General features: G+C 62.8%; 20 protein-coding genes and 1 pseudogene. 15 read left to right on the top strand and 6 right to left on the bottom strand.

All coding sequences use genetic code 11. The annotated features are described in order from the left end of the window. Positions 1 to 643: 643 nt before the first annotated feature. From WKH79_RS07125 to WKH79_RS07100, 6 genes and pseudogenes are all read left to right on the top strand, one after another. Positions 644 to 1,442: pseudogene (locus WKH79_RS07125) on the top strand (phosphomannomutase); the annotation flags it as partial. Between the two features lie 201 nt (positions 1,443 to 1,643). Further along, positions 1,644 to 2,288: a hypothetical protein gene (locus WKH79_RS07120; RefSeq protein WP_341860049.1), complete on the top strand. Its 645-nt coding sequence runs from the start codon at positions 1,644 to 1,646 to the stop codon at positions 2,286 to 2,288. Positions 2,289 to 2,972: 684 nt separating this feature from the next. Next, positions 2,973 to 3,575 (top strand): polysaccharide biosynthesis/export family protein, encoded by a 603-nt coding sequence (locus WKH79_RS07115; protein WP_341860048.1) that lies wholly within the window; start codon positions 2,973 to 2,975, stop codon positions 3,573 to 3,575. Positions 3,576 to 3,584: 9 nt separating this feature from the next. Continuing rightward, complete coding sequence (locus WKH79_RS07110) at positions 3,585 to 5,804, top strand: polysaccharide biosynthesis tyrosine autokinase (RefSeq protein ID WP_341860047.1); 2,220 nt, start codon at positions 3,585 to 3,587, stop codon at positions 5,802 to 5,804. 81 nt (positions 5,805 to 5,885) lie between these two features. Then, positions 5,886 to 7,076: a hypothetical protein gene (locus tag WKH79_RS07105; protein ID WP_341860046.1), complete on the top strand. Its 1,191-nt coding sequence runs from the start codon at positions 5,886 to 5,888 to the stop codon at positions 7,074 to 7,076. Next, on the top strand, positions 7,073 to 7,462 hold the full coding sequence (locus WKH79_RS07100) for a hypothetical protein (protein ID WP_341860045.1): 390 nt from the start codon (positions 7,073 to 7,075) through the stop codon (positions 7,460 to 7,462). The genes WKH79_RS07105 and WKH79_RS07100 overlap by 4 nt, the downstream gene beginning before the upstream one ends. A gap of 49 nt (positions 7,463 to 7,511) precedes the next feature. Here the strand turns inward: WKH79_RS07100 and WKH79_RS07095 are convergent, their stop codons facing one another. Beyond that, positions 7,512 to 7,940, bottom strand: a complete 429-nt coding sequence (locus WKH79_RS07095) for a hypothetical protein (RefSeq protein ID WP_341860044.1) — start codon at positions 7,938 to 7,940, stop codon at positions 7,512 to 7,514. A 279-nt stretch (positions 7,941 to 8,219) separates the two neighbouring features. Here WKH79_RS07095 and WKH79_RS07090 point away from each other — a divergent pair, with 279 nt between their 5' ends. From WKH79_RS07090 to WKH79_RS07075, 4 genes are all read left to right on the top strand, one after another. After that, complete coding sequence (locus WKH79_RS07090; protein WP_230833823.1) at positions 8,220 to 8,723, top strand: YbjN domain-containing protein; 504 nt, start codon at positions 8,220 to 8,222, stop codon at positions 8,721 to 8,723. 132 nt (positions 8,724 to 8,855) lie between these two features. After that, positions 8,856 to 9,596 (top strand): Bax inhibitor-1/YccA family protein, encoded by a 741-nt coding sequence (locus tag WKH79_RS07085; RefSeq protein WP_050599875.1) that lies wholly within the window; start codon positions 8,856 to 8,858, stop codon positions 9,594 to 9,596. Between the two features lie 163 nt (positions 9,597 to 9,759). Then, positions 9,760 to 10,638: a hypothetical protein gene (locus tag WKH79_RS07080; protein WP_228135226.1), complete on the top strand. Its 879-nt coding sequence runs from the start codon at positions 9,760 to 9,762 to the stop codon at positions 10,636 to 10,638. A gap of 151 nt (positions 10,639 to 10,789) precedes the next feature. Then, on the top strand, positions 10,790 to 11,731 hold the full coding sequence (locus WKH79_RS07075; protein ID WP_063510565.1) for a glutaminase: 942 nt from the start codon (positions 10,790 to 10,792) through the stop codon (positions 11,729 to 11,731). Here the strand turns inward: WKH79_RS07075 and WKH79_RS07070 are convergent. Both WKH79_RS07070 and WKH79_RS07065 read right to left on the bottom strand, forming a co-directional pair. Continuing rightward, positions 11,728 to 12,606 (bottom strand): hypothetical protein, encoded by an 879-nt coding sequence (locus WKH79_RS07070; protein WP_341860043.1) that lies wholly within the window; start codon positions 12,604 to 12,606, stop codon positions 11,728 to 11,730. The genes WKH79_RS07075 and WKH79_RS07070 overlap by 4 nt on opposite strands. Beyond that, entirely contained in the window at positions 12,593 to 13,915 is a 1,323-nt protein-coding gene (locus WKH79_RS07065) for a replication-associated recombination protein A (RefSeq protein WP_341860042.1), read from the bottom strand. The genes WKH79_RS07070 and WKH79_RS07065 overlap by 14 nt, the downstream gene beginning before the upstream one ends. Before the next feature lie 105 nt (positions 13,916 to 14,020). Here WKH79_RS07065 and WKH79_RS07060 point away from each other — a divergent pair, with 105 nt between their 5' ends. Together WKH79_RS07060 and WKH79_RS07055 are read left to right on the top strand one after the other, a co-directional pair. Beyond that, positions 14,021 to 14,641: a PadR family transcriptional regulator gene (locus WKH79_RS07060; protein WP_341860041.1), complete on the top strand. Its 621-nt coding sequence runs from the start codon at positions 14,021 to 14,023 to the stop codon at positions 14,639 to 14,641. Between the two features lie 73 nt (positions 14,642 to 14,714). Further along, positions 14,715 to 15,137: a hypothetical protein gene (locus tag WKH79_RS07055; protein WP_063510562.1), complete on the top strand. Its 423-nt coding sequence runs from the start codon at positions 14,715 to 14,717 to the stop codon at positions 15,135 to 15,137. Here the strand turns inward: WKH79_RS07055 and WKH79_RS07050 are convergent. Then, the gene (locus WKH79_RS07050) at positions 15,134 to 16,306 is read right to left on the bottom strand and encodes a glycosyltransferase family 1 protein (protein WP_341860040.1); all 1,173 of its coding nucleotides are present in this window, start codon (positions 16,304 to 16,306) and stop codon (positions 15,134 to 15,136) included. The genes WKH79_RS07055 and WKH79_RS07050 overlap by 4 nt on opposite strands. 235 nt (positions 16,307 to 16,541) lie before the next feature. Between WKH79_RS07050 and WKH79_RS07045 the strand changes: the two genes are divergently transcribed. From WKH79_RS07045 to WKH79_RS07035, 3 genes are all read left to right on the top strand, one after another. Further along, positions 16,542 to 17,699 (top strand): phosphoserine transaminase, encoded by a 1,158-nt coding sequence (locus WKH79_RS07045; protein WP_341860039.1) that lies wholly within the window; start codon positions 16,542 to 16,544, stop codon positions 17,697 to 17,699. A 96-nt stretch (positions 17,700 to 17,795) separates the two neighbouring features. Further along, complete coding sequence (serA, locus tag WKH79_RS07040; RefSeq protein ID WP_050599869.1) at positions 17,796 to 19,379, top strand: phosphoglycerate dehydrogenase; 1,584 nt, start codon at positions 17,796 to 17,798, stop codon at positions 19,377 to 19,379. A gap of 28 nt (positions 19,380 to 19,407) precedes the next feature. Further along, positions 19,408 to 20,520, top strand: coding sequence for an ATP phosphoribosyltransferase regulatory subunit (locus WKH79_RS07035; protein ID WP_341860038.1), 1,113 nt, complete (start codon positions 19,408 to 19,410; stop codon positions 20,518 to 20,520). On the opposite strand, the gene WKH79_RS07030 is transcribed toward WKH79_RS07035, so the two are convergent. Together WKH79_RS07030 and WKH79_RS07025 are read right to left on the bottom strand one after the other, a co-directional pair. Beyond that, a complete protein-coding gene (locus WKH79_RS07030; protein ID WP_341860037.1) occupies positions 20,517 to 21,122 on the bottom strand; it encodes a glutathione S-transferase in 606 nt (201 codons plus the stop codon). The two genes, WKH79_RS07035 and WKH79_RS07030, sit on opposite strands and share 4 nt — an antisense overlap. Further along, a complete protein-coding gene (locus WKH79_RS07025; protein ID WP_341860036.1) occupies positions 21,115 to 22,065 on the bottom strand; it encodes a rhodanese-related sulfurtransferase in 951 nt (316 codons plus the stop codon). Before WKH79_RS07025 ends, WKH79_RS07030 begins: the two co-directional genes overlap by 8 nt. Positions 22,066 to 22,069: the final 4 nt, after the last annotated feature.

The following is a 22,069-nucleotide window of genomic DNA, read 5'->3' as shown; positions in this document are numbered from 1 at the left end:
CCGGTTCAATTGAGAGGGGTGTTAGTGGTCAGGATCTTGGATGCTTTTGTTTTCCTGAGGCCTTAGCGGGGCCGTAATTGGACGAGAGGTATTTTTTGGTTACCACGTGAGTTCTGGGGTCAGATCGAACCGAACCGCTTTGTTAGGCTGCTGGTATTCTAAGGCCCAGTGGCATGCAGGTGCTCTTTGGGAAAGGCCTCGTTGCTGGGTCGTATGTGAATATATCTGCGGTCGGAAAGCACGCGTTGAAGCCAATTCCGTTGTCGGACCGAGCGCTGCGTGACGAACCCGTGGGTTCTAGCCTCGCTGGTGTCGTGCACTGCCAGGAGGCGGTGCATCGATCATTCCCGTATCGAGGACGATCGTATCGCGGACGCGAACGAACGAGGGCTAGGCTCATCGTTTGGCCATAAGCTAAGGCGGGTGGCCAAAGGTCGTCGGGCGATCAAGGCGGGGCCTACCGTAATCAGTACTTCGATTGCGGCATAAATTGTGAGATCATTCGAGCTAGAGAACCCACGATATTGCTCGGGCGATCTGGTCTCAACTTTACACCCCACGTATTCTTCGGCAGCGCGACTGCACTGGCAGGGCCGCAGCTCTTGCCGAGGTTTTCAGTTCATATGCCCACAAAATGAGCGCGCTGCTCTACACCGAGGTCGACGGCAATTTTCCCAACCACCATCCCGACCCCACGGTGGAGGCCAATCTAGAGGATCTGCGCGCGCTGGTCGCCGAGAAGCGGCTCGATTTCGGGATTGCCTTCGATGGCCCCGGCGACAGGATCGGCGCGATCGACGGCGAGGGCCGGGTCATCTGGGGCGACCAGCTGCTGATGATCTACGCCGAGGATGCTCTGTCGCGTCATAAGGGCGTCACCGTGATTGCCAATGTCAAAGCCAGTCGTGCGCTCTTCGAACGCATCGCGCAATACGGCGGCGTGCCGTTGATGTGGAAGACCGGCCACTCGCTGATCAAGTCCAAGATGAAGGAGTTCGGCAGCCCGCTGGCGGGTGAGATGAGCGGCCATGTGTTCTTCGCCGACGATTATTACGGCTATGACGATGCGCTTTACGCCGGGGTCAGGCTGATTGCCGCCAGCGCGCGGCTGGGGCGCTCGATGACGCAATTGCGCGGTGCGATGCCGGCCATGATCAACACCCCCGAAATGCGCTTCCAGGTCGATGAGAGCCGCAAGTTCGCCGCCATTGACGGGGTCCAAGGCGCGGCTCGCGAACAGCCCAGCCGAGGTCGATTCCACCGATGGCGTGCAGGTGACCAGCGCCGACGGCTGGTGGCTGCTGCGCGCCTCGAACCCGCAGGACGTTCTTGTGGCGCGCGCGGAAAGCGACGGCCAGGAGGGCCTCGACCGCCTGCTCGCGCAGATCGACGAGCAATTGGCGCTCTCGGGGCTCGAGCGCGGGGCGAGCGGGGGGCACTGAGGGCGGCGTCGATAAAAGGCCTTTGAGGCAATCCCATTAGCGGGAGAGGCCTGCAGCGGAATTGTAGTGCTCGCGTCAATCATTCGCTTCATCAGGGTTGTGCGCAAAAAGAGCCTGGAACGGGTTCGGCGAATAAACCCTTTCCGGCGTATGACATGCTCGTTCAGCAACGGCAGAGGAAGCGTTTCGTAAGGCTGTGAGGTGAGAAAGACAAAGGCCTTTTTGATCGGAACGCTCCTCGCCCTCGCCGGGTTAGCAGCCTTGGCTACACCATGGGCGAATGAGTGGACGATCGGCCCGATCATCCGCGGTAAGAACTATTCGGTCAACATGCCGTTACAGCCAGAGCCCACACGAAGTGGATGGGCGTTTGATTTTCCCTATCCGAGCCGCTCTTCCGGACATGTCCATTACGTCTCGTTTGACCCGGGTTCTCTGGCAGATAAGTCGAGAATCGTCGTCGATTATCGCGTTACCGCCGACCGCCGGACCCGGTTCGTTCACCAAGAGCACCCGCAACTTGCTGGGACTGTCTCACTCGTCATACAGCGGCGGGGAGATAGCTGGAACGCAAGGGGGCGTTACGAGCACTATCGCTGGTATTCGCCTAATGAGCATGTGCACGAAATCACCCCGGGCGTGCGCCGCATGGTAATCGAACTCGACAACCTCGGATGGATATCAGTCCTAGGTCAACGGGCAAACGAGAACCCAAGGGCCTTCAGAGAGTCGCTTGCTCAGGCAGGACAAGTCGGCTTGGTGTTCGGCTCTGCCGCCGCACGCGGGCATGGAGTATTCGCCACCGCTCCGGCCAGCTTTGAGCTGCTAAGTTTCGAGACAGAGTAGCTTTGGCAGCTGGGGTGTCATTCAACGCGCTCGTTTAATGTGGGTCGCGGAGAGCGCCCTGCCGGCGAGAACGCACAGCTGCAGTTCCCCCTGCAGCTGCAAATCCCTCACAGACGGAAGGTAAGCAGAGCTAATTTGCTGACTGTCACGGCTGATCCCACATCCCGAGATTTCCGAGATAACCGCCTGCTGATGTCCTCTGGCATCAGAGCGATAGAGCTCGATGGTATGGTCATTGATCGCGGATAGGTGGTGTCGCAGCGATTTTATGACGACGCTCGCACACCGCAAAAATTCTCACAAGGATTTCAACGGGGCTTCGGGGTGTTGAGCTGCCGCAACATTGACCTTCCCACATAGCGGGCTACATAGGATTTCACGCAATCAGAAACCCACGGTTTTCTGCGGCGTTCGGCGTGTGCGAGAAGCGGATCAGAATCCCGCTATCGGCTCGAGGAACCATTAGGTAATTAGCGTTTGTTAAGGCTTAGCATCGAAGGTGGCTCAAGACCTTTACGGTATGGTCCTCCCCATCTATAGCTCATCAAATAACATACCACGGAACTTATTCCCATGCGTCAATATTTCGCTTTGTCGGCGGCTGCGCTCGCTCTCGTTGGATGCGCAGGTCGGGTGCCAATACATTCTACCCCAGAGCTCACCGTGTTCGAAGGGCGGACGGAGATGCCTACACCCGGTCGCGGTGACCTTGTCGCTGAGGACCGCCTGGCGCTGGTCGGACCGCTCGATACGATATCGGTCAGTGTTTACGGCGTTCCTGAACTCAGTCGCGAAATGCAGGTCGACGCAGGCGGTCGTATCGCGATGCCGCTGATCGGCGCCATAGATGCAGGCGGGAAAACCGCTGCCGAGTTGGCTCTCGATATCGAGCAGCAATTGTCGGGTCGCTACGTACGCAATCCGAACGTTACGGTGAACATTGTTAGTTCGGTTAGTCAGGTCGTTACCATCGATGGTCAGGTGGTCGAGCCTGGGCTCTACCCCGTGACCAACCAAATGACCTTGTTGCGAGCGGTTGCGTCTGCTCGCGGCCTGTCCGAATTTGCGGATGAGGATGATGTCGTCGTCTTGCGCACGGTGCAGGGGCAGCGCATCGCAGGTTTGTATAATATCGAGGCGATCCGCCGTGGCCTCTACGATGATCCGCCGATCTACGCCAATGATCTCGTAGTGGTTGGTGACAGCCCTCAGCGGCGCCTGTTCCGCGATTTCATCAGCTTGGCGCCGCTGCTTGCCGCGCCGATAGTTGCTGTCCTGCAAAGATAGATCGGACCAATGAATATTCTTTCTTCCCATCCCGACCGCAGGCAGCAGGTCGATGCCCCTCGTGAACCTAACTTCGGAGGGACAGTTAATAGCGGGCCTTCGATTTTGGAGCACTACCTTCGTGTCGCTCGGCGATGGCGCTGGGTAATCGCCGGCGCGATTTTGGGTTCTGTTTTGTTGGGTGTGGTTGTTACACTGCTCATGACCCCGCAATACACGGCCGTATCGACTATCGAGATTTCGCGTGAAGCCGATCAAGTTACGAATATTGAGGGGGTAGAGCGCGAGACGAGTGTTGCCGATCAGGAATTCTACCAAACGCAATATGGGTTGTTGCGGGCGCGTTCGCTGGCAGAGCGCGTGGCGGCTGAACTGGGGGTAGTCGACCGCCCCGAATTTTTCGAAATGTTCCGATCTGATGGGGCCGATGATCCGGCATTCGAAATTTCCAATGGCCGATATCGTGCTGAAGGTCGCGCAGAGCGGCAACGCGAAGCGGCTAAAATTCTGCTCGACCAGGTCGGCATTGAGCCCACTCGGCTGTCTCGCCTCGTCGATATCAGCTTCACGAGTCCAGACGCTCAATTCTCTGCTCAGGTTGCGAACGCATGGGCAGAGAATTTCATCGAGATAAACCTTGAGCGCAAGGTTCAGTCAACATCATACGGTCGCACTGCGCTTCAGCGCCAGTTGGCGGAGTACAAGGACAGGCTCGACGAATCCCAGCGCCAGCTCGTCACATACGCGTCCAATCAAGAAATCATTAATTTGCCATCGCAGGCCGTAGGGGATGGTTCGACCACTCAGGAACGCTCGATCGTGGTTGACAACTTGGCTGCACTCAATTCAGCATTGAACGAGGCCACCGCGGATCGAATTGCTGCAGAGGCTCGATTCCGCCAGGCCGGCGGAAGCGGCAGTTCCGCTGAAGCCTTGAGCAACTACGCCATTAACAATTTGCGACAGAAGCGCGCGGAACTCGAATCTGAATATCAGGAGCTGATGGTACGGTTTGAGCCTGGCTACCCTCAAGCCCAGTCGCTTCAGTCGCGCATAGGCGAGCTTAGCCGTGCTATTGAGCGCGAAGAATCTCGCGTTTCGGCTTCAGTGCAGGCAGAGTATCGTCAGGCTCTGGCTAGGGAACAAGCGCTGCAGCAGCGTGTCAGCGCACTGAAAAGTGACTACCTCGACCTCCGCCGGCGTTCTATCCAGTATAACATTTTCCAGCAGGAGGTCGACACTAACCGAGCGCTGTATGATGGCTTGTTGCAGCGGTTCAAAGAAATAGGCGTTGCGGCGGGGGTTGGCGTGAACAACGTCGCCATCGTCGATACCGCTGCCGTGCCCGAATTTCCGTCCAGTCCGCAATTGCTCCTCAATCTCGCAATTTCAATCCTGGCAGGTTTCGGCCTTGGTGCAGCCCTGGCCTTCGCTCTGGAACAGCTGGACGAAGCAATCGCGGATCCATCCGAGGTAGAGCACCGGTTGGGCCTTCCATTGCTCGGCTCAGTACCCAAAGTCGACGATGGTGGAACGCCCCGCGATGCTTTGCTTGATCGCAAATCGGAACTGGTCGACGCATACATTGCTGTCCAGACCAATTTGGCTTTCACGACCGAACGCGGAGTTCCCCGCTCGTTCTCGGTGACTTCTACGCGGCCGGCCGAAGGCAAATCGACCACCTCGCTGGCTCTCGCGACCATGTTGGCGCGGTCTGGGAAGCGCGTCATCCTGATAGATGGGGACATGCGTTCGCCTTCGGTCCACCATTTGGGCAACGTGGGCCACGATCATGGGGTGAGCAACTTCCTGGCTGGCGACGACAACTACGAGCCATCCATTTTCCACATGGATGACCTTAATCTGGATGCGATGAGCGCTGGCCCGATCCCGCCGAACGCAGCAGAGTTGTTGACCGGCACCCGGATGCGCCAGTTGATTGATCGTCTTCATGAAAACTACGATCATGTGGTTGTCGATTCCCCGCCTGTGATGGGGCTTGCGGACGCTCCGCTCATCGCCGGCCATGTTGACGGCGTCATCTATGCGGTGGAATCGCACGGGATACGTTCGAGCCAAGTGAAGACCGCTCTCAGCCGCCTCGCTGCGGTGCGGACACGGATTTGCGGCGCCGTGCTGACCAAGTTCGAGGCTCGCAAGGCTCACTATGGTTATGGCTATGAGTATGGGTATGGCTACGGGCGCGACGTGGAGACCGAGACAGCCTGATGGGCCGGCGAAGGCGGAAGCGGGGGCTGAAGTCCGAAATTGCTCGGCGTTCGAGACGCGAATGGTCGATTCTGCATTGGCTTGGCGTTCGGCGCTCTTGTCTTGGGCTATTTCAGTACAGCCCATAGTCTGGCCAGTGCCATCGCCAAAGTGGACCCAGCGACCGCCTATGCGATAGCGCCCGGTAACGGAGTTATTGCTGCCAAATACGCGCAGGAAGCTTTCACGATCGCCCCCACTATGGAGGCAAACTCAAAGCCTGCTGACCTTGCACGCCGCGCTCTGCTAGCCGATCCGACCGCGGTAGAAGCATTAACAGTGTTGGGGTTTCAGGCACAACTGCGTGGCGAAGTCGCACGTGCGGATCGCATATTTTCGTATTCTACCGCACTATCCCGGCGCGAACTGCGGCCACGCATATGGGCGATCGAAAAGGCTGTTGATCGAGGCGACGTGGCCGATGCACTTCGCAATTACGACATCGCATTACGTACATCGAACAGCGCGGCAAGAGATTTGTACCCCACGCTTGCAGCGGCGTTGTCCGAGCCCCGAATTCGCGCGGACCTGCTGACGATCTTGGCAGATGACCCGGTCTGGGGTGACAGCTTCCTTGCCTATGCGGCGACCAGTGGAGTTGAGCCGGAAGGTGCCGTTGCTTTGTTCCGCGAAGGACGGAAGGTCGGTTTAGAAGTGGGTGATGACCTGGGCTCCGCTCTTGTCAATGTCTTGGTGTCGCAGAATAAATTCGAGAATGCCTGGGCCTATTACAAAAGCTTTCGCCCTCAGGCGCAACGCAATCGGTCTCGCGATCCCGGCTTTGCCATGCAAGCAAATGATAGAGCGGCGTTTGACTGGAGAGTGGGTCACGACGCCCGGCTTGGGGCTGCAATCTTGCGCAACGGGAAGGACGGCCTCCTCGATTTTGCGGTTCCACCTAGCACGGGCGGCCAGCTGGTAAGTCAAACTCAGTTGTTGCCTGCCGGTAAATATCGTCTGGTGGGCCGCAGCAGCGGTTTGGACCAACCCCGAACATCACGGCCTTATTGGGTACTTACCTGTTCCGACGGCCGCGAGATGGGGCGTTTCTCAATGCCCAACTCGGACGAGAGAGGTGGCCGTTTTGCTGGGCAATTTACGGTTGCGCAAGACTGTGACGCCCAAACCTTGTCTTTGGTTGCCCGTGCGTCAGACGACATCATGGGTGTGACCGGACAAATTTTACAGGCGCAACTGGTGCCGGCGCAGTTGCCGGAGGGGAGCCAACCGTGAACCACTTGACTTCCGCCAAGCAGATCATGGCATTCACGATTTCGGCGCTGAGCGTACCCTTAGCGGCACAAAATGTGCCCATCGATCCGAATGTGCGTCAAACCGAGGAACCCGCGCAGAACCAAAACGATGGTCTTGGCGACACCGGTCGGACAGCGGATACTGGTGTAGGTGAGGTGGGCCAGCGGCAAATCCGGCGTGGTACGCCGGAGGCAGTTTCGCCTCTGGGGCGTATCAACAATCGCGTCGAAAACCGCGTGCAGAACCGTATTCGGAACCGGATCGATCGCAACTACGACCCCACGGCCAATGCCACAGCACCGTTCGAGCGTGCGGAGCGTCGCGCACAAACGGTAAAGCAGCGACCGACAGCAGGGCCTCAATAGGCTGCTTCGCTAGATCCGTTCGTCGCAGTACGATCAGAATTGAGGTCATTCATACAAGATCTCGTAGACATCCCATCGCGAACCGTGCGCGGTCTTTTGTTTCGGGATAGGCTGCTTCGACGTCGCTTCGTGTCTTTTCGCGCTCTTCGGTCGTCAGGCCCACACCAGCACGGTTCTGGTAAATGGCTTTTGCCTTTTCGAAGACCTCGATTTGCTCTGACGTTAACAGATCGGTGTTCTCCAACCGCTCACCAATTGCTTCCAGTGCGAGGTTGCAGAGCATGGCTTCGTATTGGGGCGTCGCGTCAGCGCGCTCGACGTTGCGACCGATCGATAGCGCTTGGGCCACTCGTTTGTCCTCGGCACTAAACTCGGCCTGCGAAGGCTGCTGCTCCTCCACATTGGTCGCAGCAGAGCAAGCGGTAAGCATCAAAGTCGCAGCGGAAGCCAAGCTGGCACGTAAGACGGATTGGATCATGCGGCTTCCATACGAAGAATCTGGGGTCCCGCCAAGCGACCTAACCGGTCCGAGCCCATTGCCAGAAAAAACTTGCGTGACCTCGGCGCCGCCATGGCAACTTGTGAAGCAGTCCAGAGGTTCGCTGTGACAAACCCGCATGGTTAACGCGTCGTGCCGGCTTGTTCACAGGCTTTGCACAGGCGTTAACGGTTCTCCCCAGCGTGGATCGCTGCGCGGATTGCCAAGCCGGGTCCCGGTTCTGCATTCCGTACCCATGACGGCCACGGGACAGCTTCGATGAGGGCAGCGGAAGAGCGCTACGAGACGGATCAGGACGCAGCGCCGCTCGACATGCTGGCTGCGCTGTTCCGGGCGCGCGGCTGGCCGTGCGAAACGACGGCGAACGAGCTGTGCGGCGAGATCCAGGGAAGCTGGACCAATTACCAGCTGCGCGGCATCTGGCGCCCCGAGGACCTCGTCCTCCAAATCCTCTGCCTGCCCGACATCCGCATCGGCAAGGACAAGCGCACGCAGGCGCAGGAGCTGGTCAGCCTGGTGAACGAGCAGATGTGGCTCGGCCATTTCGACATCTGGTCGAATGGCGGCGTGCTGCTCTACCGCAATGGCACGATGCTGGGCGACGACGGCATGCTCAGTCTCGACCAGGCGCAGGCCCTGGTCGAAATCGCGGTCGAGGAATGCGACCGGTTCTACCCGGCGTTCCAGTTCGTGCTGTGGGGCGGGCGCACGCCGGCTGAAGCGCTCGAAGCGGCAATGGTGGATGCCGCCGGGGAGGCGTAAGGCGCTGGGGTTCGGGGTTAATCCGAATTAGCCGTGCGAATTCCGGTTTCGCTTGAAATCGCGCGCCAAAGTGCCGATATTCCTCCCAGGAGCAGCGCGTATCACCGCGCCGCCAAAAGGAGTTGCAGACACATGGCCAATTGGAACGACACCGACCAGAGGCAGGGCTTCGGCTCGGTGCCGCGCGCTGGCGACGCCGTTGCCAGGCAGGAAACCTTCGATGCGGGCCTGCGCGCCCACATGCTCAAGATTTACAATTATATGGCTTCGGGCGTGTTGCTGACCGGACTGGTCGCCATGCTGACCGCGCGCAGCGGCTTGGCGCTGACCTTCGCCAGCGGTCCGCTGATGTGGATCGTCGCGCTGGCGCCGCTGGGCTTCGTCTTCGCGATGAGCTTCGGCGTGAACAAGTTCAGCCAGGCTACGCTGCAGCTGATGTTCTGGGCCTTCGCCACGGTGATGGGCCTGTCGCTGTCGACGATCTTCCTCGTCTATACGGGCGAAAGCATCGCCGCGACCTTCTTCGCCACGGCAGGCGCCTTCGCCGGTCTCAGCCTGTTCGGCTACACCACCAAGAAGAACCTGCAGGGCATGGGGACATTCCTGGTCATGGGCGTGATCGGTCTGATCATTGCCAGCGTGATCAACATTTTCCTGCAGTCGAGCACGCTGACGCTCGCCGTGAGCTTCATCGGCGTGCTGATCTTCGCCGGCCTTACCGCCTATGACACGCAGCGCCTGAAGCGCGAATATCAGTACCTGCGCGGTACCGAATTTGCCGGCAAGGCCGTGATCATGGGCGCGCTGAGCCTGTATCTCGACTTCATCAACATGTTCCTGTTCCTGCTACGCTTCATGGGCAGCCGCGAATAAACCATTCGTCGCAAACAGGAATCGTTTGAACGTGCCCGGGGCGTAACCAGCGCCCCGGGCATTTTCTTTGCCATTGCCAAACGCTAGGCAGTTTTTCTTCATCCCCCGTCAACCGATGACGAGGCAGGATGATCGCCTTATTTTCCGAGGAGGGTCACGCGTCATGAACCGCGGTTCGAACATCACCATTCGCATGGCGGCCGTGGCTGCCGGCATCGCCGTCCTGGGCGCCTGCGCCACCCCGCCGCCGCCGCCGCCCCCGCCCCCGCCGGTGGTGGAAGCGGTCCCGATCCGTCCGCAGCCCCCGGGCCAGGCGTCCTATGTGATGACCATCCCCCGCGTGAACTCGCTCGGTCAGCGCGAGACGGTGCACCTGGGAATTTCGGACGACGAGAAGGTGTGGCACTTCCGTTCGGCCTGGAATGTCGCGGCGCTCAACTGTCTCGATCCGCAGTACCAGCCGATCCTCGACGCCTACAGCAGCTATATCTCGGACCATGCGCGCCCGCTCAAGCGCGTGAACGATCGGATCGATGCCGAATACCGGCAGGAACACGGCGCCCGCCGCGCCGGTATCCAGGCGCGCGAAAGCCAGATGACGATGGTCTACAACTATTTCGCGCTGCCGCCCGCACGGGCGGATTTCTGCCGCACCGCACTGGGCGTGTCGCAACAGTATCTGGCGGCCGAACAGATCGATCCGATCGCCTTTGCGCTGGCCAACTTCCAGACGTTCGAAGGCCCGTTCGAGCGGTTCTTCGTGGCCTATGAGGAATACCAGCGGGAATCGGCGGCATGGGATGCGCGCTACGGCGATCGCTATGGTTCTTCCCAGCCGGGATACGTCGCGGTCAAGAACGCCTATGGCTACCAGGCGCCGCAGCCGGGTTCGGATCCCGCGACGCTGACCGCCACGCCGCTGCAGGAAACCAAGGTCGTCGATCCCGATACAGGGGCGCAGATCCCCGTAGCGCCGGTCGACGAAACGCGTTCGTCGCTGCCGGTCGTGCAACCCATTCCCAGCGACGACAATTCGAACTAGTTTCCGCCAAGATGATCCCGCGAGGCGCGCCGTTCCCCGGTGAACGGCGCGCCTTCGTTCGTATTGGCAGGCACCGCCTTGCGCTCGCGCCTGCGCCCATCACCGCCAGCAATGTTTGCCCCTGGCGCCGGCCGCGCCTATCGGCACCGCGATGGACCTGCAGACAATCGTTACCGAGACATGGAATGCGCTGGCCGATGATCGCGGCAGCGGCAATCCTGCACGCTATATCCCCGCGCTGGCGGCGGTCGATCCGCGCAAGTTCGGCATAGCCATCGCTACGCCCGACGGGCGCGTGGCTGCCGCAGGCGATGTCGACGAAGCCTTCTCGATCCAGTCGATTTCAAAGGTCTTCGCACTGGCGCTCGCGCTCGAGCGCGAAGGATCGGCGCTATGGGACGCGGTCGGCCGCGAACCGTCGGGCGATGCCTTCAATTCGATCGTCCAGCTCGAGAAGGAAAAGGGCATTCCGCGCAACCCCTTCATCAATTCGGGCGCCATCGTGACGACGGACCGGTTCATCGGCAACCGCGGCGTCGACGCAGCGGTGCGCGACCTGCTCGATCGGCTGCGCCGCATGGGCCGCAACCCGGCGATCACGTTTGATGAGGACGTGGCGCGCAGCGAGAGCGAGGCGGGCGAACGCAATCGCGCGCTGGCGTGGTTCCTCGCCGATTTCGGACGCCTGCTGAACCCGGTGGAAGAGGTGCTGTCGGTCTATTTCCGCCAGTGCGCCCTGTCGATGAGCTGCCGCCAGCTGGCCGAAAGCGCGTTATTTCTCGCCTTCGATGGCAGCGACCCGGTGACCGGCCAGCGGATGTGTTCGGCCAGCCGGGCGCGCCGCATCAATGCGCTGATGCTGCTGTGCGGCCATTACGACAATTCGGGGCAATTCGCTTTCGAGGTCGGCTTCCCGGGCAAATCGGGGGTTGGCGGCGGGATTCTCGCCAGCGTCCCGGGCCGCGCCGCGATTGCCGTGTGGTCGCCCGGGCTGAACCGCGCGGGCACCAGCCTGCTGGGCGCGCGGGCGCTTGCCGAGATTGCCCAGCGGACCGGCTGGTCGGTCTTCAGCGGACCGCTTCCCGAGGACTAGAGCGCGCCGAAGGTCCAGCCTTCGGTGCGGGCGATATCCCGCGTCAGCCCCGCAGGCGTCCAGCGCGCCCGATCGCTTGCGACGCGGCGAAGCCATGCGGCGGTGAGCAGCGCGTCGGACGAATGGTCCTCGATCGCGCCCTGTCCGGCCACGGGCGGGCTGCCGAGCCCGGCCAGCGCGGCATTGAGGTCTTCGAAGCTGCGCATCTTGGCCTTTGCCGCGCTGCGCCCGGATTCCAACGCAGCGAGGCTGGTGTAGATTTCGACGACCAGTGAGCCGTGTCCCGGATCCAGATCGACCGGCCAGACGGGCAGGTGCCCGCGCAGCCGGTGCAGCAAGCGCATTCCCGTCAGGCTGGACTTGCCCACCTGCGCCGCCCCGACGAGATTGAAATTCGAATAGGGCTTGCAGCCCATCTCCGCCTGAGCCTGTTCGGTGACCCGGAACCGCCCGCGTCCATGCGCGGCGCCGTCACAACCGAAATGCACGCCCGTATCCCGGCCATTGCGAAAATAGGGCGCGAACTCGGGATGGTCGACAAAGCTTTGCGCGCCCAGATTGGGATCGCCGGCGCAGATATCGTCGATCAGCGCCCATAGCGACGGGGCATCGGGCAACAGCACGTCGCGGCGGGGAAAATAGGCCCCGCAATCGGCGAAGGGCAGCGCAATCCCCAGATCCATCCCGACCAGCGTATCGTCGGGCAGGTCCTCGCGCAGCAGCGCCAGCACGTCGCCGCGCGACCAGCCGCGGCCCCGTTCGACCAACACGGGCGGGCCCCCACCGGCATCGGCCAGCGCCAGCGCGATGCCCTTCTGTACCGGCCCTTTTGCGCCCGACCAGTCGATCGCCAGGAAGTGCCTAAAGCTGCGCACGGTCGCGCCGCAGCTTGTCCCAGTAATCGAGCCGCTTCTTCACCTCGCGTTCGAAACCGCGTTCGACCGGTTGGTAATAGCTTTGCGGCTCCATTTCCTCGGGCCAGTAATCGTCGCCCGAGAAGCCTTCGTCGGCATCGTGATCATAGGTGTAGCCCGAACCATAGCCGATGTCCTTCATCAGCTTGGTGGGCGCGTTGAGGATGTTTTGCGGGGGCATCAGGCTGCCCGTTTCCTTCGCCGATCTGAAGGATGCCTTCTGCGCCTTGTAGGCGGCGTTCGACTTGGGCGCGGTTGCGAGATAGATGCAGGATTGGACCAGCGCCAGTTCGCCTTCGGGACTGCCAAGAAATTCGTAGGCGTCCTTGGCGGCCAGGCATTGCACCAGCGCCTGCGGGTCGGCCATGCCGATGTCCTCCACCGCCATGCGGACCAGCCGCCGTGCGAGGAACCGCGGTTCCTCCCCCGCGGTCAGCATGCGCGCGAGGTAATAGAGCGAGGCCTGCACATCGGACCCGCGCACCGCCTTGTGTAGCGCCGAAATGAGATTGTAATGGCCTTCCCGGTCCTTGTCGTAGACCGCGACGCGGCGCTGGAGAAATGCCCCCAGTGCCGCGGGATCGAGCGGTTCGGGGAGCTGGGCGTTATACAGCGTTTCGGCCTGGTTGAGCAGGAACCGGCCATCGCCATCGGCGCTGGCGACCAGCGCATCGCGCGCCTCGGGGGTCAGCGGCAAGGGCCCCTCGAGCGTTTCGCCGCGGTCGAGCAACAGGCCCAGCGCTTCCCGGTCGAGCCGCTGCAGGATCAGTACCTGCGTCCGGCTGAGCAGAGCGGCGTTGAGGGCGAAGCTGGGATTCTCGGTCGTCGCGCCGACCAGCGTCACCGTCCCGCGTTCGACGAACGGCAGGAAGCCATCCTGCTGCGCACGGTTGAAGCGGTGAATCTCGTCCACGAACAACAGCGTGCGCTGGCCGGCCTGCGCAGCCTTGTCGGCAGCCGCGAAGGCTTTCTTAAGATCGGCCACGCCGCTGAACACGGCGCTGACGCTTTCGAAGCGCATGCCCACGCTGTCGGCCAGCAGCCGTGCGATGGTGGTCTTGCCCGTACCCGGCGGGCCCCACAGGATCATGCTCGACAGGCGCCCGGCGGCGACCATCCGGCCGATCGCGCCCTCGGGACCGGTGAGGTGATCCTGTCCAATCACTTCGCCCAGAGTGGCGGGCCGCAGGCGATCGGCCAGCGGTGCATCTTCGCGCGGCGCTTCCGGCGATGCACTGTGCGGGAGGTCTTCAGGAAAGAGATCGGCCATTGGTCGGCTGACATAGGGTGTTCGCCGGAAAATTGCAGGGGCGACTTGCATGGTGCCTTTAAAGATATATCTTAGAGCTATCGAAGATAAGGCAAGGATAGCGATATGCACAAGGCACACAGGCGCCACGGCGCGCGCAGGCGCGGCTGGCCGTTCATCGCGGCGATGATGGCCGGGGCGGAAGCGCAAAGCGGGTTCGGTGCATCGGCGCGCTTCGGCGGCTCCGACTGGGGATTCGATTTCGGTCCGCGCAAGGGCGGACGCCGCCGGCGCATGTTCGGACCGGGTGAGCTCAGGCTGGTGCTGCTCAAGCTCGTCGCCGACGAGCCGCGCCATGGTTATGAGCTGATCAAGGCGATCGAGGAACTGACCGAAGGGGCGTATGCCCCGAGCCCGGGGACGATCTATCCGACGCTGTCGCTGCTCGAGGACGAGGGCGCGATCGCGCCGGCTCCCGGAGACGAGACCCGCAAGGCCTACCAGGCCACCGATGCGGGGCGGTCCGAACTGGCGGAACGCGCGGATGAAGTGACGGCGCTGTTCGAGCGGCTGTCGGGTCATGGCAGTCATCGCCGCGCCTATGCCACGCCCGAAATGTTCCGCGCGGTCGGCAATCTCGCCAGCGTGCTCAAGAACCGGGCGCGTTCGGGAAAGCTGGACGAGGACACGGTGCGCGAGATCGTCGATCTGGTCGACGATTTGGCCAAGAAGATCGAGCGGCTCTGACCCCTGCCATTTGGCGATCCGCGGGAGACGGGCTAGGCTGCGCCCGCGGGTCGCGATGGGGGAGGGTTCGGACATGACGGACACCACACACACGCCCTGGCACCTCTGGGTGGTGGGCATAGCGACGCTGCTGTTCAATGCGATCGGCTGTTACAGCTATCTGATGACACAAACGGGCAGCCTGGCCGAACTGGGTATGACGCCCGAACAGATCGGATATTTCGACACCTTCCCGGCCTGGGCCGATGCGGCCTGGGCGCTGGGCGTTTGGGGCGCGCTGCTCGGGTCGATCCTGTTGCTGCTGCGCCGCAAGCTGGCCTTCGCCGCGTTCGCCGTGGCGACCGTGGGGCTGATCGCGACGACCTATTTCGAACTGCTGGTCTCGCAGATCCCCGACAGCCTGCAGAACCCGCTGCTGATGGCGGCGATCTGGATCTCGACGCTGTTTTCGCTGTGGTATTCGCGCTGGATGAGCGCAGCAGGCGTGCTGCGCTAGCGGGCGGCGGCGCGTGTTTCGATCAGCCGCAGATAGGTGTCGACCACCGCCTGGTTGATCGCGTCCCACGTATAGGCGCGCGCGACCTGTTCGCCATTGGCACCATGCAGCAGGCGCAGGTCGTCATCGGTGCAATAGGGCGCCAGCGCCTCGGCGCAGGCGGGGGCGAAGACATCGGGCTTGCCCGGCGCGACCAGACGGCCCGTGCGCCCGTCGTCGACCAGGCTCGCCGCACCGGTGGCCCCGGCGGCCACCACCGGCAATCCGCAGGCCATTGCCTCCAGCGTGACATTGCCGAAAGTCTCGGTGATCGACGGATTGAAGAAGATATCGCCGCTCGCCAGCGCCTTGCCCAGATCCCTGCCGGTCTGGAAGCCGGCGAAAATGCCGCCGGGCAACGCCTTTTCGAACCATTCGCGCGCGGGCCCGTCGCCGATTACCAGAACCTTGTGCGGGACCTGGCGCTTGCGCAATTGCACGATCGTTTCGGCAAAGACGTCGAGCCCCTTTTCCATCACCAGGCGGCCGAGGAACACGATTGCCACATCGTCATCGGCCAGGCCGTGCGCGCGGCGCCATGCATGATCGCGCTTGGACGGATCGAAGACCGTGCGGTCGACCCCGCGCGACCAGATCGAAATGTCGTCATGCATTGCCTGCGCGGTGAGTTCGGCGATCTGGCTTTGCGATGGCGCCACCAGCGCATCGCAGCGCTGGTAGAAGCGGCGCAGCATGCCTTCGACCAGCGGTTCGAGGAAACCGAGACCGTAATAGCGCGGGTAGGTCTCGAACCGCGTATGGACCGACGCCAGCACCGGGATATCCTTCGCGCGCGCCCATTTGAGCGCGCCGTGCGCGGCCGGATCGGGCGATGACAGATGGACCACATTGGGTGCGAATTCGGCCAGATCGGCGCGCACGCGGTCGTCGATGCGCAGCGGCAGGCGGTATTCGCCGCGACCCTTCACCGGCATTCGGACGTTGGGAATGTCGACCAGGTCGCCGGTCGCGGGGAAATCGGGTTCGGCCACGACCGGGGCATAGACGCGCAGCGCCGCGCCCTGCCTGAGCAGGAAGCCCGCCAGGCGGTTGAGCGCCTGGTTCGCGCCATCGCGAGTGTAATTGTAGTTCCCGCTGAACAGCGCGATGCGAAGATCGGTCACATCCATTGCGCGGCGCTTTAGGGAAGATGGCCGATGCCGTCCATCGGCTTGCAGCGTGATTGTAACCGCAGGGATTTTTCGCATTCCACGATCATGCCTTCGCGGCTGTCGCCTGTCGTGTCGTAGCTACGCTTTATCGCACTACCGGTATTTCACATTGACTCGCTGCGGCGCAACATTAGTGCGGGCGGCGGGCCACGCGGTCCCAACGCCGCGCGAGCTCTCTGCAAGGAGAGAATACATGACTGCCGAACCGAAGCTCAAACCCGAGCGCCCTTTCTTTTCGTCCGGACCGACCGTCAAACACAAGGGCTGGTCTGCCGCCAATCTCAAAACCGAATCGCTCGGCCGCTCGCATCGCAGCGCGCTCGGCAAGTCGCGGCTGAAATATGCCATCGACCTGTCGAAGGAAATGCTCGGCGTGCCCGAGGATTACCTCGTCGGCATCATGCCGGCATCGGATACCGGCGCGCTCGAATGCGCGATGTGGACCATGCTGCGCCCCGATCGCCCGGCCACCGTCGCGGCATGGGAAAGCTTTGGCAATGTCTGGATCCAGGACGCGGTCAAGCAGCTCAAGCTGCCGCAACTTACGGTCATGGACGCCGATTACGGCGAAATCCCCGATCTGGCGAGCATCCCGCAGGACAACGACGTCGTCTTCACCTGGAACGGCACCACTTCGGGCGCCAAGATCCCGAACACCGACTGGCTGGCCCCGGGCCGCGAAGGCGTGACGATCAACGATGCCACCAGCGCCGTTTTCGCGATGGAGATGGACTGGGCCAAGCTCGATGCCACGACCTACAGCTGGCAGAAGGTGATGGGCAGCGAAGCGCAGCACGGCATGCTCATCCTCAGCCCCAAGGCGGTACAGCGGATCGAGGAATACGACCCCGAATGGCCGCTGCCCAAGCTCTTCCGCCTCAAGAAGGGCGGCAAGATCAACACCGGCATATTCGAGGGCGCGACGATCAACACACCCTCGCTGCTGGCGACCGAAGACTATATCGACGCGCTCGAATGGGCGCAGGCGATGGGCGGGCGCAAGGCGATGTTCGAACGCGCCGATGCCAATGCCAAGATCGTGCTCGACTGGATCGAGGCGACCCCCTGGCTGCGCAACATGGTCGCCGACCCGGCTAAGCGGACCAACACCGGCGTGTGCTTCGTCTTCCAGGGCGAGTGGTACGATCAGCTTCCCGATGACGAGAAGGCGGCGGTGCCGAAGAAGATCGTCAAGCTGCTCGAGGACCGCGATGTCGGTTACGACTTCAACGGCTATCGCGACGCCCCGCCGAGCCTGCGCATCTGGTGCGGCGGCACGGTCGAGCAGGAAGACCTCAAGCGTCTCCTGCCGTGGATCGAGTGGGCCTACGAACAGGTGAAAGCGGCATAATCGGCGTCGTCCCAGCGAAAGCTGGGACCGCTATCCGCTCGCTCCGACCAAATCGAAAGCGATCCCAGCTTTCGCTGGGATGACGAGAGAAAAATCATGAACAAACCCAAAGTCCTTATTTCGGACAAAATGGACCCGAACGCCGCGCGCATTTTCGAAGAGCGCGGCTGCGATGTCGACGTGAAGCCGGGCATGACGCCCGATGAACTCAAGGCGGTGATCGGCCAGTACGATGGCCTCGCCATCCGCAGCGCGACCAAGGTCACGCCCGAAATCCTCGATGCGGCGACCAATCTCAAGGTCATTGGCCGCGCCGGTATCGGCGTCGACAATGTCGATATCCCCTACGCCAGCGGCAAGGGCGTGGTGGTGATGAACACGCCGTTCGGCAATTCGATCACCACGGCCGAACACGCCATCGCGATGATGTTTGCGCTGGCGCGGCAGATCCCCGCCGCCAATGTCCGCACGCAGGCGGGCGAATGGCCCAAGAACGACTTCATGGGCGTCGAAGTGACGGGCAAGACGCTGGGCCTGATCGGCGCGGGCAATATCGGCAGCATCGTCGCCAGCCGCGCGCTGGGCCTGCGCATGAAGGTCGTTGCCTACGATCCCTTCCTGACCGAGGAACGCGCGGTCGAAATCGGGGTCGAGAAAGCCGATCTCGACACGCTGCTGGCCAAGGCCGATTTCATCACGCTCCACACGCCGCTGACCGACGAGACGCGCAATATCCTGTCGGCGGAAAACCTCGCCAAGGCCAAGCAGGGCGTGCGGATCGTCAACTGTGCGCGCGGCGGCCTGATCGACGAGGCGGCGCTGGCCGATGCGCTCGACAGCGGGCAGGTTGCCGGGGCCGCGCTCGACGTGTTCCAGAGCGAACCGGCCAAGGACAGCCCACTGTTCGGCAAGCCCAACTTCGTGTGTACGCCGCACCTCGGTGCCAGCACCACCGAAGCGCAGGTCAATGTCGCGCTGCAGGTGGCCGAACAGATGGCGGATTATCTCGTCAGCGGCGGCGTCACCAATGCGCTCAACATGCCCAGCCTCAGCGCCGAGGAAGCACCCAAGCTGCGCCCCTATATGGGTCTGGCCGAAGACCTCGGCAGCCTGGTGGGCCAGCTGGCGCATGGCAATCTGACCAAGATTTCGATCGAGCGCGAAGGCGCGGCAGCCGAACTGTCGGGCAAGCCGATCGAAGGCGCGGTGCTGGCCGGGCTGATGCGCCAGTATTCGGACACGGTGAACATGGTCAACGCGCCCTATCTGGCGAAGGAACGCGGGCTCGACATCCGCTCGATCCGCCACGAGAAGGAAGGCGTCTACAACACGCTGATCCGCGTGACGGTGGGCACCGACCAGGGCGACCGTTCGGTGGCGGGCACGCTGTTCGGAGCCGATGCCCCGCGGCTGGTCGAGCTGTTCGGCGTGCGGATCGAGGCCGAACTCGACGGCCACATGCTCTATATCGTCAACGAAGACGCGCCCGGTTTCATCGGCCGGATCGGTTCGTTGCTCGGGCAGTCGGGCATCAATATCGGCACCTTCCACCTCGGACGGCGGCAGGCCGGGGGCGAAGCCACCGTGCTGCTCAGCGTCGATGCGCCGATCCCGCCCGAAGTGGTCGAGCAGGCCTGCGCGCTGGAAGGCGTCAAGGTCGTGATGCCGCTGGCATTCTGACAAACGATAGGGCAGGGGGCGCGGCGCGATGACCAATCAAGACGACCTCCTGCCCATCGGCCTCGAAGACGCGCTGCCGGCGCGCGCCCGCGCGATCACCACTGCCAAGCGCGCGATGCTCGATGCGATGGACAGCCATGGCTACGATCGCGTGCGTCCGCCGCTGGTCGAATTCGAACACTCGCTGGCAGGCCGGATGGATGGTGTCGCGACGCGCCGGATGGTGCGCTTCACCGACCCCGAAAGCCTGCGCACGCTGGCGCTGCGGAGCGACATCACGGTGCAGGTGGGCCGCATCGCCGCGACCGTCATGGCGGCTGCCCCGCGTCCGCTGCGGCTGTGCTATGCCGGCGATGTCGCGTTGCTCAGCGCCGACCAGCTCGACCCCGCGCGCCAGCGCCTACAGATGGGCGCCGAACTCATCGGCACCGACAGCGTGGCTGCCGCCAGCGAAGCGGTTTCTGTGGCGATCGACGCGCTCAGCGCCGCGGGCGTGACCAATATCTCGATCGATTTCACGCTCCCCGACGTCGTCGATACGCTGGCGCAAGAAGCCATGCCGCTCGGTGCGGAGCAGCGCGACGCGGTCCGGCGCGAGCTCGACACCAAGGATGCCGGCGGCCTGCGCGATGCGGGCGGCGAAGCCTATCTCCCGCTGCTTTACGCCACCGGGCCTTTCGACACGGCGATTGCCAAGCTGGCCGCGATCGATGCGGGCGGCGCGCTGGCCAGCCGGATTGCCGGCTTGCGCGAAATCGCCGCGACGATCGGCGACCGCGCGCGGGTTACGCTCGACCCGACCGAACGCCACGGGTTCGAATACCAGAGCTGGTTCGGCTTCACGCTGTACGGCGAAGGCGCGCGGCGCGCGCTGGGCCGCGGCGGGACCTATACGATCAAGGGCAGCGACGAGGCCGCCACCGGCTTCTCGCTCTACATGGACCCGCTGCTCGATGCGCTTGGCGCGGCGAATGCCGACCGGCGCGAGACGCTGTTCCTGCCGCTGGGCCATGACCGCGCCAATGCAGCGCGGCTGCGTGCCATCGGCTGGCGCACGGTGGCGGCAGTGTCGGCCAGCGACGATCCGCGCGCGCTCGGTTGCTCGCACGTCCTCGACGATAGCGACGTCAAACCGCTCTAGGCGGCCTTCCATTGGGCGTGCTTGGTCATGATGCCCGTAAACAGCTCGGATCCGACGAGCCCAGCCAGCCAGGCCTGGAGGTGGGGCAGCGCCTGACCGTCGAACCAGTCGCGGTCGGTGTTGGCGAACTGGCGGATGAAGGGAAAGATCGCGATGTCGGCAAAGCCGCGCGTCTCGCCCCGCAGATAGGCTGACTCCGAAAGCCGCTCGTCCAGCCTGCGCAGGATGTCCAGCGCGGCGGCGCGATGCTGCGCCGGATCGACATCGTCGTACCGGGTGGCGTATTTGTAGCGGTCGAGATGGTGCTTGAACGGCCCGTCATTGGTTTCGACCAACTCCGGATCGTCGCGCTCGAGCCAGCCTTCGGGATCGCTGCGCACCAGCGCCCAGCGCATGATGTCGCGGCTTTCCTCGATCACCTCGGCCGGTCCGGCAACCAGCACCGGCACCGTGCCCTTGGGCGACACCTCGAGCATTTCCGCGGGCTTGTCGCGCAGGACGACCTCGCGGTGTTCGTAGGATGCCCCGCCGATCCGCAGCGCCATGCGCGCGCGCATTGCATATGGGCAGCGGCGAAAGCTGTAGAGGACCGGTTCAGCCATCGCGCTCTGCTTCGCTGCGCCGGCCGATGTGTTCTTCGCCGCGTTCGCGTGCGAGCCGCGCCTGTCGGTTGCGCTCGGCATAACGCGCGCGCTGCTCGTCGCTGCGCTCGTCATAACAACGCGGGCAGGACACGCCCTCGCTGAAATGGTCATGCGCCATGTCCGCCTCGCTCAGCGGCCTGCGGCAGGCGCGGCACAGGCCGTGGGTGCCCGCCGCCAGTCCGTGGCCGACGCTGACCCGTTCGTCGAAGACGAAGCATTCGCCGCGCCACAGGCTGTCCTGCTCGGGCACGTGTTCGAGATAATTGAGGATGCCGCCCTTGAGATGATAGACCTCGTCCACCCCCTCGGCGCGCGCGAAGGCGGTCGATTTCTCGCAGCGGATCCCGCCGGTACAGAACATGGCGATTTTGGGTTTGCGCCCCTCGGCCTCCAGTTCGGCGCGCTTGGCGCGAAACCATTCGGGAAATTCGCCGAAGCTGGCGGTTTGCGGATCGATCGCGCCTTCGAAGGTGCCGATCTGCACTTCGTAATCGTTGCGCGTGTCGATCACGATCGTCTCCGGATCCGAAATCAGCGCGTTCCAGTCCTCGGGCGCGACATAGGTGCCAACCCCGGCAAGCGGATCGAGATCGGGCTGGCCCATGGTCACGATCTCTTTCTTCAGCCGCACCTTGGTGCGGTGGAAGGGCATGATCGCGGCGCGCGATTCCTTGATCTCGATCTCGGCGCAGCCGGGCAGCGCGCGGATATGGTCGAGCGCCGCTTCGACACCCTTATCACTTCCGGCGATCGTGCCGTTGATGCCTTCCTTCGCCAGCAGCAAAGTTCCGCGCACGGCATTCGCTTCGCATACCGCAAGCAGCGGCGCGCGCAGCGCACGCGGATCGTCGAAACGCGCGAACTGGTACAGCGCGGCAATGCGGATGGGGTCGTCGGTCATGGTC

It is taken from the genome of Qipengyuania sp. GPGPB31, from assembly GCF_038396345.1.
Classification (GTDB): Bacteria; Pseudomonadota; Alphaproteobacteria; order Sphingomonadales; family Sphingomonadaceae; genus Qipengyuania; species Qipengyuania citrea.
Note: the sequence above shows the minus strand (reverse complement) of the source record. Positions and strands in the feature narration are given on the sequence as shown.

Bases quoted from the DNA above. Each gene is read 5' to 3' on its own strand.
- WKH79_RS07115 (WP_341860048.1), top strand. From the start codon at position 2,973: ATGCCTACACCCGGTCGCGGTGACCTTGTCGCTGAGGACCGCCTGGCG.
- WKH79_RS07110 (WP_341860047.1), top strand. From the start codon at position 3,585: ATGAATATTCTTTCTTCCCATCCCGACCGCAGGCAGCAGGTCGATGCC.
- WKH79_RS07095 (WP_341860044.1), bottom strand. From the start codon at position 7,940: ATGATCCAATCCGTCTTACGTGCCAGCTTGGCTTCCGCTGCGACTTTG.
- WKH79_RS07090 (WP_230833823.1), top strand. From the start codon at position 8,220: ATGAGGGCAGCGGAAGAGCGCTACGAGACGGATCAGGACGCAGCGCCG.
- WKH79_RS07085 (WP_050599875.1), top strand. From the start codon at position 8,856: ATGGCCAATTGGAACGACACCGACCAGAGGCAGGGCTTCGGCTCGGTG.
- WKH79_RS07080 (WP_228135226.1), top strand. From the start codon at position 9,760: ATGAACCGCGGTTCGAACATCACCATTCGCATGGCGGCCGTGGCTGCC.
- WKH79_RS07075 (WP_063510565.1), top strand. From the start codon at position 10,790: ATGGACCTGCAGACAATCGTTACCGAGACATGGAATGCGCTGGCCGAT.
- WKH79_RS07065 (WP_341860042.1), bottom strand. From the start codon at position 13,915: ATGGCCGATCTCTTTCCTGAAGACCTCCCGCACAGTGCATCGCCGGAA.
- WKH79_RS07060 (WP_341860041.1), top strand. From the start codon at position 14,021: ATGCACAAGGCACACAGGCGCCACGGCGCGCGCAGGCGCGGCTGGCCG.
- WKH79_RS07055 (WP_063510562.1), top strand. From the start codon at position 14,715: ATGACGGACACCACACACACGCCCTGGCACCTCTGGGTGGTGGGCATA.
- WKH79_RS07050 (WP_341860040.1), bottom strand. From the start codon at position 16,306: ATGGATGTGACCGATCTTCGCATCGCGCTGTTCAGCGGGAACTACAAT.
- WKH79_RS07045 (WP_341860039.1), top strand. From the start codon at position 16,542: ATGACTGCCGAACCGAAGCTCAAACCCGAGCGCCCTTTCTTTTCGTCC.
- serA (WP_050599869.1), top strand. From the start codon at position 17,796: ATGAACAAACCCAAAGTCCTTATTTCGGACAAAATGGACCCGAACGCC.
- WKH79_RS07035 (WP_341860038.1), top strand. From the start codon at position 19,408: ATGACCAATCAAGACGACCTCCTGCCCATCGGCCTCGAAGACGCGCTG.
- WKH79_RS07030 (WP_341860037.1), bottom strand. From the start codon at position 21,122: ATGGCTGAACCGGTCCTCTACAGCTTTCGCCGCTGCCCATATGCAATG.
- WKH79_RS07025 (WP_341860036.1), bottom strand. From the start codon at position 22,065: ATGACCGACGACCCCATCCGCATTGCCGCGCTGTACCAGTTCGCGCGT.